10 protein-coding genes are annotated in these 13744 nt (G+C 72.1%); 8 read left to right on the top strand and 2 right to left on the bottom strand.

The genetic code is table 11. From position 1 onward, the window contains the following. Window positions 1-34: 34 nt before the first annotated feature. On the bottom strand, window positions 35-982 hold the full coding sequence (locus BIU97_RS06890) for a LysR family transcriptional regulator (RefSeq protein ID WP_071297284.1): 948 nt from the start codon (window positions 980-982) through the stop codon (window positions 35-37). Between the two features lie 70 nt (window positions 983-1052). Between BIU97_RS06890 and BIU97_RS06885 the strand changes: the two genes are divergently transcribed. From BIU97_RS06885 to BIU97_RS06875, 3 genes are all read left to right on the top strand, one after another. Continuing rightward, complete coding sequence (locus tag BIU97_RS06885; RefSeq protein ID WP_071297283.1) at window positions 1053-2108, top strand: aminotransferase class V-fold PLP-dependent enzyme; 1056 nt, start codon at window positions 1053-1055, stop codon at window positions 2106-2108. A gap of 107 nt (window positions 2109-2215) precedes the next feature. After that, window positions 2216-3601, top strand: a complete 1386-nt coding sequence (locus BIU97_RS06880; RefSeq protein ID WP_071297282.1) for a glycine--tRNA ligase — start codon at window positions 2216-2218, stop codon at window positions 3599-3601. Window positions 3602-3741: 140 nt separating this feature from the next. Next, the gene (locus BIU97_RS06875) at window positions 3742-4476 is read left to right on the top strand and encodes a DsbA family oxidoreductase (RefSeq protein ID WP_071297281.1); all 735 of its coding nucleotides are present in this window, start codon (window positions 3742-3744) and stop codon (window positions 4474-4476) included. Window positions 4477-4882: 406 nt separating this feature from the next. Here the strand turns inward: BIU97_RS06875 and BIU97_RS06870 are convergent, their stop codons facing one another. Continuing rightward, on the bottom strand, window positions 4883-5368 hold the full coding sequence (locus BIU97_RS06870; protein ID WP_071254714.1) for an aminoacyl-tRNA deacylase: 486 nt from the start codon (window positions 5366-5368) through the stop codon (window positions 4883-4885). A gap of 47 nt (window positions 5369-5415) precedes the next feature. Here BIU97_RS06870 and dusB point away from each other — a divergent pair, with 47 nt between their 5' ends. From dusB to BIU97_RS06845, 5 genes are all read left to right on the top strand, one after another. After that, window positions 5416-6579 (top strand): tRNA dihydrouridine synthase DusB, encoded by a 1164-nt coding sequence (dusB, locus tag BIU97_RS06865; protein WP_071297280.1) that lies wholly within the window; start codon window positions 5416-5418, stop codon window positions 6577-6579. Further along, window positions 6576-7856, top strand: coding sequence for a deoxyguanosinetriphosphate triphosphohydrolase (locus tag BIU97_RS06860; protein WP_071254720.1), 1281 nt, complete (start codon window positions 6576-6578; stop codon window positions 7854-7856). Before dusB ends, BIU97_RS06860 begins: the two co-directional genes overlap by 4 nt. A 145-nt stretch (window positions 7857-8001) precedes the next feature. After that, complete coding sequence (gene dnaG / locus BIU97_RS06855; protein WP_071297279.1) at window positions 8002-9918, top strand: DNA primase; 1917 nt, start codon at window positions 8002-8004, stop codon at window positions 9916-9918. A 1017-nt stretch (window positions 9919-10935) separates the two neighbouring features. Continuing rightward, complete coding sequence (locus tag BIU97_RS06850) at window positions 10936-12552, top strand: ABC transporter substrate-binding protein (RefSeq protein WP_071254724.1); 1617 nt, start codon at window positions 10936-10938, stop codon at window positions 12550-12552. A gap of 92 nt (window positions 12553-12644) precedes the next feature. Then, window positions 12645-13742, top strand: coding sequence for an ABC transporter permease (locus BIU97_RS06845; RefSeq protein WP_071254727.1), 1098 nt, complete (start codon window positions 12645-12647; stop codon window positions 13740-13742). The last annotated feature ends 2 nt before the right edge of the window (window positions 13743-13744 follow it).

Below are 13744 nucleotides of genomic sequence, written 5' to 3'. Positions count from 1 at the left end.
CGCGAGCGCGGAACCCCGAGAGCCCGAGCCCCGTTCAGCCGGGCAGCGGTCCGTCGAGCAGGTGCGCCGACGCCCGCACGGCCTCGAGGGTCGCCCGGACGCTCGGCACCCGGTCGGCCCCGCGTGCCACGACGACCTCGACCCGGCGCGCGAGCTCGTCGTCCGCCGGGGCCACCCGCACCTGTGGCGGCAGGACGGTGGTGACGAGTGCGAGCCGGGGGAGCAGTGCCAGCCCGAGCCCCGCGGCGACGAGGCCGACCACGGCGGCGGCGTTGTCGGTCTCGAGCACGATGTCCGGCGTGAAGCCCGACGCCGCGCACGAGGCGAGCAGGTGCCCCCGGCAGCGCGGACACCCACCGATCCAGCGGGCGTCCCGGAACGCGGCGAGGTCGACCGCCTCGTCGCGGTGCTCCGGTGCCGCGGCGTCCCGGGCGGTGACGAGCGCCAGGGGGTCGCGCCCGAGGGCCCGGGACCACAGCGCCGGGTCGGTCCCGGTGTCGTCGCCGACGTGGGTGAACGTCAGGGCGACGTCGACCTCGCCGCTCCGGACGAGCTCGAGGGCCTCGGGCGGCTCGACCTCGACGTACGAGGTCGTCACACCCGGCGCGGTCGTCGCCATCGCCGCGAGCACGGCGGGCACCAGGGTCGACGAGGCGCTCGGGAACCCCGCCAGGCGCACCCGGCCCCGGCTCAGGCCGCCGACGGCGTCGAGGTCCTCGCGCGCGGCGCTCAGCGCGGCCTGCACGTGCAGGGCGTGGTCCGCGAGCACCCGCCCGGCGTCGGTCAGCGTCGCACCCCGCCCGCCGCGGCCGTCCTGCCCGGAGCGCAGCACGAGCGTGTGGCCGAGGCGCTGCTCGGCCCGGGCGAGCAGCTGGCTGACCGCCGGCTGGCTCGACCCGAGGGCGGCGGCGGCGCGGGTGATCGAGCCACCGTCGGCCACGGCACGGAGGACCCGGAGCAGCTGGGGATCGATCTCGTCCATCACGTGATGTTATCGCCGGCACAACGGATCGGCCCTGGTGTGATGGGGTGCGAGCGGCGACGCTGCCCGCATGGACTCCTTCCCCGCCGGCCGCGGCTACCTCGCGGCGTGCACCGCAGGACTGCCGACCCGCGCGACGCTCGCCGCCCAGCGCGCCGACCTCGACGCGTGGTCCCGCGCCGAGACGTCGCCGGCCCGGTACGGCGCCCTGGTCGAGCAGGGCCGTGCGCTCTTCGCCGCCCTCGTCGGCGTCCCGGCGGAGCGGGTCGCGACCGGCTCGCAGACCTCGGTCATGGCGGCCGTCGTCGCCGACGCGCTGCCGGACGGCGCCGAGGTGGTCGTGCCCGACGGCGACTTCAGCTCGGTCGTCTTCCCGTTCCTCGCCCAGGCGCACCGCGGCGTCCGGGTGCGGCACGTCCCGCTCGACCGGCTCGCCGCGTCCGTCGGTCCCGCCACCGCCCTCGTCGCATGGTCCGCGGTGCAGTCCGCCACCGGCGTGGTCACGGACCCCGGTCCGGTGGTCGCCGCCGCCCGGCGGGTCGGCGCCCTGACCCTCTGCGACCTCACGCAGGCAGCCGGCGTCCTGCCCGTCGACGCGGCACCGTTCGACGTGACGCTGACGCACGCCTACAAGTGGCTATGCGCCCCGCGCGGCGTCGCGTTCATGACGCTGTCCGACACCGCGCTCGGGCGGCTCCGGCCGGTCCAGGCCGGCTGGTACGCGGGCGAGGACGTGTGGTCCTCGTGCTACGGCCCCGCCATGCGCCTGGCCGACGACGCGCGTCGCTTCGACGTCTCGCCGGCCTGGCAGGCGTGGCCCGGTGCGGTGGCCGCCCTGCAGCACGCCGTCGCGCTCGACCAGCGGTCGGTCTGGAGGCACGCCACCGGTCTCGCAGACCGGCTGTGCGACACCCTCGGGTCACCCCGGCAGGGTGACGGGCAGGCGATCGTCACGTTCGCGGACGCGGACGGGTCGGCCCTCCGGGCACTCACCGCCGCAGGGCTCACGGCCTCGGGCCGAGCCGGGCGGCTGCGGATCGCGTTCCACCTCTGGAACGACGAGGCGGACGTGACCGACGTGGCGGCCGCGCTGGCCGGTGTGGGCGCGACCACGCCGGCGGCGTGAGGGGCGTCGGCGGACGCGGGGCGGGCCTCCCGGGCCACGAACGCCGGTAGTCTTGCCCGGACCGTTTCCGCACCGAGCACCCAGCTCGGCGACCTCTGGAGCACCCTTTGGCACAGCCCTCCCGTCTCGACAGCGTCATCGCCCTGGCCAAGCGCCGCGGCTTCGTCTTCCAGTCGGGCGAGATCTACGGAGGTTCCCGCTCCGCGTGGGACTACGGGCCCCTCGGTGTCGAGCTCAAGGAGAACATCAAGCGCCAGTGGTGGCAGCGGTTCGTCCGTGGCCGCGGGGACATGGTCGGCCTCGACTCCGCCGTGATCCTGCCCCGCAAGGTGTGGGAGGCCTCCGGCCACGTCGCGACCTTCACCGACCCGCTGGTGGAGTGCCTGCACTGCCACCACCGGTTCCGCGAGGACCACCTCATCGAGGCGTTCGTCGCGAAGAAGGGCCGCGACCCCGAGGGCCGCATGGCCGAGATCGCCTGCCCGAACTGCGGCACGCGCGGCGAGTGGACCGAGCCACGCGAGTTCTCCGGGATGCTCAAGACCTACCTCGGCCCGGTCGAGTCCGAGGAAGGCCTGAACTTCCTGCGCCCCGAGACCGCCCAGGGCATCTTCGTCGACTTCGCGCAGGTCGTGACGACCAGCCGCATGAAGCCCCCGTTCGGCATCGGCCAGGTCGGCAAGGCGTTCCGCAACGAGATCACGCCCGGCAACTTCATCTTCCGCACCCGCGAGTTCGAGCAGATGGAGATCGAGTACTTCGTGCCGCCGGCCGAGGCGGGCGAGCACTACGAGCAGTGGATCACCGATTCGGTCGCGTTCTACACCGACCTCGGCATCGACCCCGAGAACCTGCGCCGCTTCGACGTGCCGGACGGTGAGCGGGCGCACTACTCCGACGCCACCGCCGACATCGAGTACCGCTTCGGCTTCACGGGCTCGGAGTGGGGCGAGCTGATGGGCGTCGCGAACCGCACCGACTTCGACCTCAACAACCACATCGAGTCCTCCGGTCAGGACCTGCGCTTCTTCGACCAGGCCGCCAACGAGAAGTACGTGCCGTACGTCATCGAGCCGTCGTTCGGCCTGACCCGTGCGCTCATGGCGTTCCTGCTCGACTCGTACCACGAGGACGAGGCCCCGAACGCGAAGGGCGGCGTCGACAAGCGCACCGTGCTGCGCCTCGACCCGCGCCTGGCGCCCGTGAAGGCCGCCGTGCTGCCGCTGTCGCGCAACGAGCAGCTCTCGCCCGTCGCCCGCGGCCTGGCCGACGACCTGCGCAAGAACTGGAACGTGGACTTCGACGACGCCGGTGCCATCGGCCGTCGCTACCGTCGCCACGACGAGATCGGCACGCCGTTCTGCATCACGGTCGACTTCGACACGCTCGAGGACACGGCCGTGACCGTGCGCGAGCGCGACACCATGGGCCAGGAGCGCGTCTCGCTCGACCAGCTGCAGGGCTACCTGGCGCAGCGGCTGCTCGGCGCGTAGCGGTTCGCCGCGGGCCGGCGCGGCCCGGCGCAGATGCGCTTCGCACAACCAAAGTCACCTCGAACCGCGCGATCCCGCGGCGCGAGGTGATTTTGGTTGTGCGGCGGGAATGCGCCCGCACGCCGCGCGTTGGGGTCAGCATGAACGACTCCGTGAAGGTCGATGTCTGGTCGGACATCGCCTGCCCCTGGTGCTACATCGGCAAGCGCAAGTTCGAGGCCGGCGTCGCCGCGTTCGGCGCCTCGTCGGACGGGCGGCCCGTCGAGGTCGAGTACCACTCCTTCGAGCTGAGCCCGGACACCCCCGTCGACTTCGAGGGGACCGAGGCCGAGTTCCTGTCGGGACACAAGGGCATGCCCGTCGACCAGGCGCAGCAGATGCTCGACCAGGTCAGCGCGATCGCCGCCGGCGTCGGACTCGACTACGACTTCGAGGCGATGCACCACACCAACACGGTGAAGGCGCACCAGGTCATCCACCTCGCGAAGCAGCACGGCAAGCAGCTCGAGATGGTCGAGCGGCTGTTCACCGCCTACTTCGAGCGGGGTGAGCACGTCGGACAAGAGGCCTCGCTCGCCGACCTGGCCGCCGAGGTCGGCCTCGACCGCGACGAGGTCCTCGCCACGCTCCGCGACGACGCGCAGCTCGCGGCCGTCCGCGCCGACCAGGCCCAGGCGCAGGCGTTCGGCATCAACGGCGTGCCGTTCTTCGTCATCGACGGCAAGTACGGCGTCTCGGGCGCCCAGGACCCGACGGCGTTCGAGCAGGTGCTCCACCAGGTGGTCGCCCTGCGCGAGACGACCCCGGACGAGGTCGCCTCGGCGGCCGAGCGTGCGGCGGACGACGCGAGCGCGGACGCGGCGGTGACCCGGTGACGGGCGCGACGGTGTCCGTGGGTGCCGCGCCGGGCCTCCCGGCCGACGGAGCGACGGCGGCCGCGCAACCCGCACTGCTCACACTCGTGACGCCGGGCGGTGCGCCCGTCTGCGAGGGTGACTCGTGCTTCGTGCCAGGCGCTGAGGGTGACTGGACCGAGGTGCCGGACTGAGGTCCGGCCTGCGCCCCCCGGACTGCGCCCCTGTGCGGGCGTCGCGCCCCGGCACTGCCGGGCGCGACGCCCGCACGGGGGCGCGATGGGGTGGGCGCCGTGCGACGGCCCTGCCTGGCGCGACGCCCACGCGGCGGCACGCTCGGAACTGCGCCCCGACGCGGTCGTCGTGCCCCGGTCCTGCGGGGCGCGACAGCGGTGCGGGGGCGCGTCCGGTCGGGTGCCGGGACTGGTCAGCCGCGCTGGGGTTCCTCGTCGGTGATGTCGGCGACCGTCGCGCCGTAGGCGGCGACGAGGGCGTCGGCGTCGACGAAGGCGCTCGCACCGTGGCGTCCGGCCCCGAGGGCGACCCGGCGGCCGAGGACGCGCTCGTCGGCGTACACCGGCAGGTCGCCTGTGGCACCGATCGGCGTGATCGTGCCGCGTTCGTAGCCGGATGCCTCGAGCGCGGTGGCGGCGTCGGGCATCGACAGCTTGTTGACGCCGACGACCGTGCGGAGCTTCTTCCAGGCGATGCTGCGGCCACCGGGCACGAGCGCGAGCAGGTAGCCGCCGTCGTGCCGCTTCACGACGAGGGTCTTCACGATGTCGCCGGGCTCGATGCCGAGCAGCTCGGCGGCTCCGTGCAGGGAGTCGGCGGCCGGGCGCTCGACGACCTCGACCGCCAGGCCGCGGGCCCGGGCGTCGGCGTCGAACCGGGAGATGGCGTCGCTCGTCATGTGGAGAACGCTACCGGCGAGCACCGACGTGGGAGGATGGGACAGGTATGACGATCACACAAGCACCCGCGCGCATCGGCGGCCCCCTGCGCATCGGCCCGATCGAGGTCGACGTCCCGGTCGTGCTCGCGCCGATGGCGGGGATCACGAACATGGCCTACCGCCGGCTCTGCCGCGAGTACGGCGCCGGGCTCTACGTGTGCGAGATGATCACCTCGCGGGCGCTCGTCGAACGGACGCCCGTGTCGATGCAGCTCATCCAGCACCACGAGTCCGAGACGCCGCGGTCGATCCAGCTGTACGGTGTCGAGCCGAACACCGTGGCCGAGGCCGCCACGATCCTGGTGGGCGAGGACCGTGCCGACCACATCGACCTGAACTTCGGGTGCCCGGTGCCCAAGGTCACCCGGAAGGGCGGCGGCGCGGCCCTGCCCTGGAAGACCGAGCTGTTCAAGGAGCTCGTCACCAAGACCGTCCGCGCTGCCGGTGACGTCCCGGTCACCGTGAAGATGCGCAAGGGCATCGACGAGGACCACCTGACCTACCTCGACGCCGCCCGCATCGCGCGCGACGCCGGTGTCGCCGCGGTCTCGCTGCACGCCCGCACCGCGAACGAGCACTACTCCGGGCAGGCCGACTGGTCGGCGATCGCGACCCTGAAGGAGACCGTCACCGACATCCCGGTCCTCGGCAACGGCGACATCTGGTCCGCCGCCGACGCCGTCCGGATGGTCCAGGAGACCGGCGCCGACGGCGTGGTCGTCGGCCGCGGCTGCCTGGGCCGCCCGTGGCTGTTCGGCGACCTGGCCGCGGCGTTCCGGGGCGAGGGGCTGCGCTACATGCCCTCCCTGGGCGAGGTCGCGGTCGGCTTCCGTCGGCACGCCGAGCTGCTCGTCGAGTTCTTCGGGTCCGAGGAGCACGGCTGCCGCGACGTCCGCAAGCACGTGGCGTGGTACTTCAAGGGGTACCCGATCGGCAGCGACGTCCGGTCCGCCCTGGCGATGGCCTCGAGCCTGCAGGAGATCGACGACCTGCTCGGGCAGCTCGACCACGACGCGCCGTACCCGGGCGCCGACGCCGAGGGGCCCCGCGGCCGCGCCGGACACCCGAAGCGCACCGCCCTGCCGGACCGCTGGCTCGAGAGCCGCGACGTCGACGCCGAGTTCCGCAAGGTCCTCGCCGCCGCCGAGCTGCACCACAGCGGCGGATGAGCGCCTTCGCCTCGTACGGGCCGGCCGACGCCGAGCGCTGGCTGCCCGAACAGCACGGCAACCGCCGGTCCGACTTCGCACGCGACCGTGCCCGGCTGCTGCACTCCAGCGCGCTCCGGCGCCTGGCCGCCAAGACGCAGGTGCTCAGCCCGACGGCCGGCCTCGACTTCGCCCGCAACCGGCTGACGCACTCGCTCGAGGTCGCGCAGGTCGGCCGCGAGCTCGCCGACTCGCTCGGCCTCGACCCCGACGTGGTGGACACGGCCTGCCTGGCGCACGACATCGGCCACCCGCCGTTCGGCCACAACGGCGAGACCGCCGTCAACGCGTGGGCGGCCGGCATCGGCGGCTTCGAGGGGAACGCCCAGACCCTCCGGCTGCTCACCCGGCTCGAGCCGAAGGTCTACGGCGACGACGGGCAGGCCTACGGGCTCAACCTGACGCGCGCGTCGCTCGACGCCAGCTGCAAGTACCCGTGGCCGGCCTCGCAGGGCGTGTCGGAGTCGTCGTCGGGTCGGACGAAGTTCGGCTTCTACGACGACGACCACGACGCCTTCGCGTGGCTCCGCGCCGGGGCACCCCGCCGGCAGCGGTGCATCGAGGCGCAGGTCATGGACCTGTCCGACGACATCGCGTACTCGGTGCACGACTTCGAGGACGCCGTCGTCGCCGGGTTCATCGACGTCGCCGCCCTGGGCGACCGGGTCGGCGAAAACGACATCGTGAGCGCCATGCACGCGTGGGTCGGCGACGACCTGAGCCGTGACGAGCTGCTCGAGGCTTTCGACCGGCTGCGCGCGCTTCCGCTCTGGATGACCGCGTACGACGGGTCCCGTCGTGACGCCGCGCGTCTGAAGAACCTGACGTCGCAGCTCATCGGCCGCTTCGCCCGGACGGCGACCGCGGCGACGCGGGCCGCCTACGCCTCGGGCTCGCTCGTCCGGTTCGCCGCGTCGGTCGTCACCCCGCCGGAGATCATCGGCGAGATCGCGGTGCTCAAGGGCATCGTCGCGGCCTTCGTCATGACCCACGGCGACCGCCAGCCCGTGTACGAGGACCAGCGGCGGGTGCTCACCGAGCTCCTCGACGCGCTGGCGGCCTCGGGCGACGCAGCCCTCGAGCCGGGCTTCGCCGCCGACTGGCGTGCGGCCGGCGACGACGCCGGGCGGCTCCGCGCCGTGGTCGACCAGGTGGCGAGCCTGACCGACCAGGGCGCGATCGCGTGGCACCGACGGCTGGTCGTCGGCGAGCGGGAGACCGTCCACATCCCGGTGTGAGCGGTCGGCGGCCGTCGGCGCGGTCCGCGTCGACGCCGGTCGGCGCCCGTCGGCGCGCTCGGTGTCGACGCGGGTCGGCGCCCGTCGGCGCGGTCGGTGTCGACGCCGGTCGGTCGAGGTCGGTTCCAGGAACTAGGATCGAGGGGTGGCTGGCAGGATCGCGCGGAACGACATCGACGAGGTCCGCTCGCGTGTCAACATCGCCGACGTCGTCGGCGACTACGTCACGCTGAAGAACGCCGGCGTCGGGTCGATGAAGGGCCTCTGCCCCTTCCACGACGAACGGTCGCCCTCGTTCCACGTGCGGCCCCAGGTCGGTCGGTACCACTGCTTCGGTTGCGGTGAGGACGGCGACGTCTTCAGCTTCATCATGGCGCAGGACCACACCACCTTCGCCGAGGCGGTCGAGCGCATGGCGGCGAAGATCGGCTTCACGCTGCACTACGAAGAGGGCGACGGGCCGCGCACCGACTACAACACGCGTGCCCGGCTCATCGCCGCGAACGAGGCGGCGCTCGAGTACTACACGTCCCAGCTCACGACGGCCGCCGCCGAACCGGCCCGCCGGTTCCTGGGGGAGCGCGGCTTCGACCCCTCGGCCGCGCAGCACTTCGGCGTCGGCTTCGCGCCCAAGTCGTTCGACATGCTCAAGGACCACCTGCGGGGGCGGGGCTTCACGATGGAGGAGCTCGTGTCCGCCGGGCTCGTCAGCCAGGGCGACCGCTCGCCGTACGACCGGTTCCGCGGGCGACTGATGTGGCCCATCCGCGACGTCACCGGGGCGACGATCGGGTTCGGCGCGCGCCGCCTGCTCGAGGACGACAAGGGCCCGAAGTACCTCAACACGCCCGAGACCCCGATCTACCACAAGAGCCAGGTGCTCTACGGACTCGACCTCGCCCGCCGCGACATCGCGAAGCAGAAGCAGGTCGTCATCGTCGAGGGCTACACCGACGTCATGGCGTGCCACGTCGCCGGCGTCACCACCGCGGTGGCCACGTGCGGCACGTCCTTCGGCGTCGACCACATCAAGGTGCTCCGCCCGATGCTCGGCGACCTGGCCGGCGCCGACCCGAACGCCAACGGCGAAGTCGTGTTCACGTTCGACCCGGACGAGGCCGGGCAGCGCGCCGCCTCGCGCGCCTTCGCCGAGGAGCAGCGCTTCGCCGCGCAGACCTTCGTCGCCGTCGCCCCGGGCGGGCTCGACCCGTGCGACCTCCGGCTCGCCCGCGGTGACGACGCCATCCGCCGGCTCGTCACGAACAAGCGCCCGATGTTCGAGTTCATGATCCGTCGCACGCTCGACGGCCACGACCTCGAGACCGTCGAGGGTCGCGTCAGCGCCCTGCGCGCCGCGGCGCCCGTGCTCGCCGGCATCCGCGACCGGTCGCTCACCCAGGGGTACGTCCGTGAGCTCGCCGGCTGGCTCGGCATGGAGATGGCCGAGGTCCGCCGGTCGGTCGAGACCGCCAGGCGTCGCACCGGGTCCGGCACGGACGACCGCAACGGAGGCCCGGGGCACGACCGCGGGTCCGGTCACGGTGGCGAGGCGGCCGGCCCGGTCGACGAGCCGGTCGCAGGGATCCGGTCGCTGCCCAACGACCCCATCAGCCGGATGGAACGCGACGCCGTCATGGCGATGGTGCAGCAGCCGGTCTCCGTCGGGGCGACGCTGCTCGGACTCGCCGCCTCGGCCACGTTCTCGACGCCGATGCTCGCCGTCGTGCGGGACGCCGTCGTCGCCAACTCGGACGTCATCACCGCGGGGGACTGGCTCGACCGGTTGCTCGCCGACGTGCCGGCGCCGCTGCGGACGCTGACCCACGAACTCGCCCTCGCCCCGATCCCGGCGCGCAACGACGAGGACCTGGCGGCCTACTGCCGGAGCATCGTCGTGGCCCTGGTCGAGCGCGACCTGCTCGCCCGCAAGGCGTCCCTGCTCGGGCAGCTCCAGCGCACCGACCCGCACCAGCAGGCCGACCGACGTGCCGAACTCCAGCGGCAGCTCGTCGACATCGACGCCCAGCGCATGCGGCTCCGCGCCGACTCCGAGGCGTCCTAGCACCCGCTGCGGGGGCCGCTGGCGGCCTGCGCGCCGGTACCGCTGCCGCCGGCGCCCGGCCCGTGCGCCGGGGTCGCGCAACCCGCCGCGTGCGGTGCGCCGTGGTTGCTGGATCGGCTGCTGCGGGGGCATCGGGGCGGCACGTCGTGCGACCTCGGGCGCCTGCGCTGCCCGCGCTGCGGCGCTCCGACACCGGACCGGGGGCAGGGGAAGTGCCCCACCGGCCCGCGCGCCGAGGTCGCGTAAGACGCAGCGTGCGATGCGCCGTGCTCGCCGGATCTGCTCATCTCCGGGGCCGGGTCGCCGTGCGCCGTCGGCAGGTCGAGACGTGCGGTCCACCGGTCGCCGGTCAGCCGAGGACGCACGCCTCGGCAAACTCCGCACAACGCGCGGAGATCGTCTCGTGCGCTCGGCGGGGGTGGCCGCGACCTGTTGGCCGTCGAGGACCGACGTGATGGGCGGGGGCGGGCCTCCCGGCCGGGTGAGGTCGCACTCCGTAACGGGAACCGGTGGCGGTACCGGGGCGGAGTGCGACCTCGGCGGGCGAGGGCTCCCGCCGAGGTGCTGGAACTTCGGGACCTCGGAGCAGGAGCGCCCGAGCGCCCGGACTGCCCGCGCGCCGAGGTCGCACAGCGCGCCGCGTGCGGGGCGTCGCGGTCGCACGATCAGCTGCTCGGGGAGCGGCGGGGCGGCACTTCGTGCGACCTCGGGCGCTGGCGCGCCGACGCAGGAGCGTCGGGGCGGCACTTCGTGCGACCCCGAGCGCCGGCGACAGCCGCGCGGCGACGGGGAGAGCGCGCAGTTGCACGACGCAACCTTCGTGCGTGACACGCCGCTCGGGAACGGCGGAATCATGCACCACACGACAGGAGCGTGCGTTACAGCGGTGTAAACAATCGGCCCTCGGTTCGGTCGGTTCCGTGACAGGGTGATACCAATGAGCGTTCCTGGTCGGCCACACAGACGATCCACCCCCGGCCCAGGACCCTTGCAATCACGACCAGAGAGGCAGCGGACATGGCATCCGTGACCAAGTGGGGCAAGCGCGGCATCGCGCTCGGCGCCGGTGCAGCAGCGACGGCGCTGGTGCTCACCGGCTGCGCGAGCAGCAGCGTGAGTGACACCGAACTGAACGGCCTGAGCATCGGGACGACGGACAAGATCACGTCCCTCGACCCGGCGGGTTCCTACGACAACGGCTCCTTCGCCGTGCAGAACCAGGTCTTCCCGTTCCTGATGAACACCCCGGTGGGCAGCCCGGACGTCGAGCCCGACATCGCCACGAAGGCGGAGTTCACGAACCCGACCACGTACGAGGTCACCCTCAAGGACGGGCTCGAGTTCGCGAACGGCAACAAGCTCACCTCGAGCGACGTGAAGTTCTCGTTCGACCGCGAGTTGAAGATCAACAACGAGAACGGCCCGCAGTCGCTGCTGGCCAACCTCAAGAGCATCGACACCCCGGACGACACGACCGTGGTGTTCAACCTCGACCACGCCGACCAGACCTGGCCGCAGGTGCTCTCGAGCCCCGCGGGCCCGATCGTCGACGAGGACGTCTTCAGCGCGACGAAGCTCACCAGCGCCGACGACATCGTCAAGGGCAAGGCGTTCGCCGGGCAGTACCAGATCAGCTCCTACAAGGAGAACCAGCTGATCCAGTACAAGGTGAACCCGAAGTACGACGGCGTGCTCGGCAAGGCGAAGACCGACGAGGTGACGGCCAACTACTTCACGAAGGAGACCGACCTCAAGCTCGCCGTGCAGAAGGGCGACGTCGACGTGGCGTACCGCTCGCTCACGCCGACCGACATCTCGGACCTGCGCAAGGACGACAAGCTCACGGTCACGGACGGCCCCGGCGGCGAGATCCGCTACGTGGTCTTCAACTTCAAGACCCAGCCGTTCGGCACCGGTCAGGACGACGCCGACGAGGCGAAGGCCCTCGCCGTGCGCCAGGCCGCCGCTGACGTGGTCGACCGCGCCGCCCTGGCGAAGGAGGTCTACAACGACACCTTCACCCCGCTGTACTCGATGGTGCCGGACGGCCTCACCGGTGCGGTCCAGCCGTTCAAGGACATGTACGGCGACGGCGACGGCGGTCCGGACGTGTCGAAGGCGAAGAAGACCCTCGCCGACGCGGGCGTCACCGGCAAGGTGCAGCTCGACATCCAGTACGCGCCCGACCACTACGGCTCGGCGTCGGACGACGAGTACGCACTGCTGAAGACCCAGCTCGAGGACTCCGGCCTGTTCACCGTCAACATCCAGTCGACGGTCTACACGACCTACGCCCAGGAGCGCACGAAGGACGCCTACCCGGAGTACCAGCTCGGCTGGTTCCCCGACTTCTCCGACGCCGACAACTACCTGTCGCCGTTCTTCACCAAGGAGAACTTCGTCCAGAACCACTACGACGACTCGGTCATCCAGGACCTCATCGCGAAGGAGCAGGCGGAGTCCGACCCGGACAAGCGTGCCGACCTGATCGAGCAGGCCCAGGAGCGCGAGGCGTCGCAGATCTCGACGCTGCCCCTGCTGCAGGGCAAGTCCGTCGCGGTCGCGAGCAAGGACGTCAAGGGGCTCCAGCTCGACGCCTCGTTCAAGTTCCGCTACGCCACGCTGAGCAAGTAGGCACGGAACACCGAGCCCTCCGCGCAGGCCGCGGGCGTCCCCACGAGGAACGCCCGCGGCCTGCGCACGGCTGAGAAAGGCACCCCACGACCGTGACCCTCACGAACCCCGAGGCGATCGAGACCGACCCGATCAAACCGCAGGCACAGCGACGTGCCGGTGGTGGCGGCGGCGGACTCGGCCGGTACATCCTCGTCAGATTCCTCCTCATCATCCCGACCGTCTTCATCCTGGTGACGCTCGTGTTCTTCCTGATGCGTGTCATCGGGAACCCGATCACCGCCTCGGTCGGTGGTCGCCTCACCCCGACGCAGCTGCAGGAACGCCTGCACGCAGCCGGGTACGACCGGCCCGTGGTCGTGCAGTACCTGGAGTACCTCGGCAAGCTGCTGCGGGGCGACTTCGGCTCGGCCTCGACGGACAACCGCCCGGTGACCGAGATCATCCTGCAGTACGGCGGCGCCACCGCCGAGCTCGTCTTCTACGCGCTCGTCGTCGCCCTCGTGCTCGGCATCCCGCTCGGCATGCTCGCGGCCTACCTGCGGGACAAGTGGCCGGACGTGCTGCTCCGCGCCCTCGCGATCCTGACCTACGCGACCCCGGTGTTCTTCGGCGGTCTGCTGCTGAAGCTCGTCTTCTCGGTGTGGCTCGGCTGGCTGCCGCTGGGGGACCGTGCCTCGTCACGGGTCCAGCTCGTCCTCGACGGCATCCCCGGCGCGAGCGGCATCTACATCATCGACGCGCTCCGCACCGGCAACGCCGAGATCATCGGTGACGTGCTCCAGCACGCGGTGCTGCCGGCGCTGACCCTCGGCCTGCTGACGGCCGGCATCTTCCTGCGGCTCGTGCGCGCGAACATGATCGGCTCGCTCGGCTCCGAGTACGTCGACGCCGCCCGGTCCCGCGGTGTCCGCGAGTCCCGACTGGTCCGCACGCACGCGTTCCGTCCGGCGCTCGTGCCGATCATCACCGTCATGGGCCTGCAGATCGCGATGCTGCTCGGCGGCTCGGTGCTCACCGAGACCACCTTCGGCTGGCGCGGCCTCGGCTTCGAACTCAACCAGTACCTGTCCGCCCGTGACTTCGTCGCGGTGCAGGGCATCGTCGCGATGCTCGCGGTCATCGTCGCCGTGACGAACTTCGTCGTCGACGTCATCGCCGCCCTGATCGACCCGAGAGTGAGGTTCTAGAG

Origin of the sequence: Curtobacterium sp. MCBA15_009 (genome assembly GCF_001864895.1) — a bacterium.
Taxonomy (GTDB): domain Bacteria; phylum Actinomycetota; class Actinomycetes; order Actinomycetales; family Microbacteriaceae; genus Curtobacterium.
This window is presented reverse-complemented; position numbering and strand designations above follow the sequence as displayed.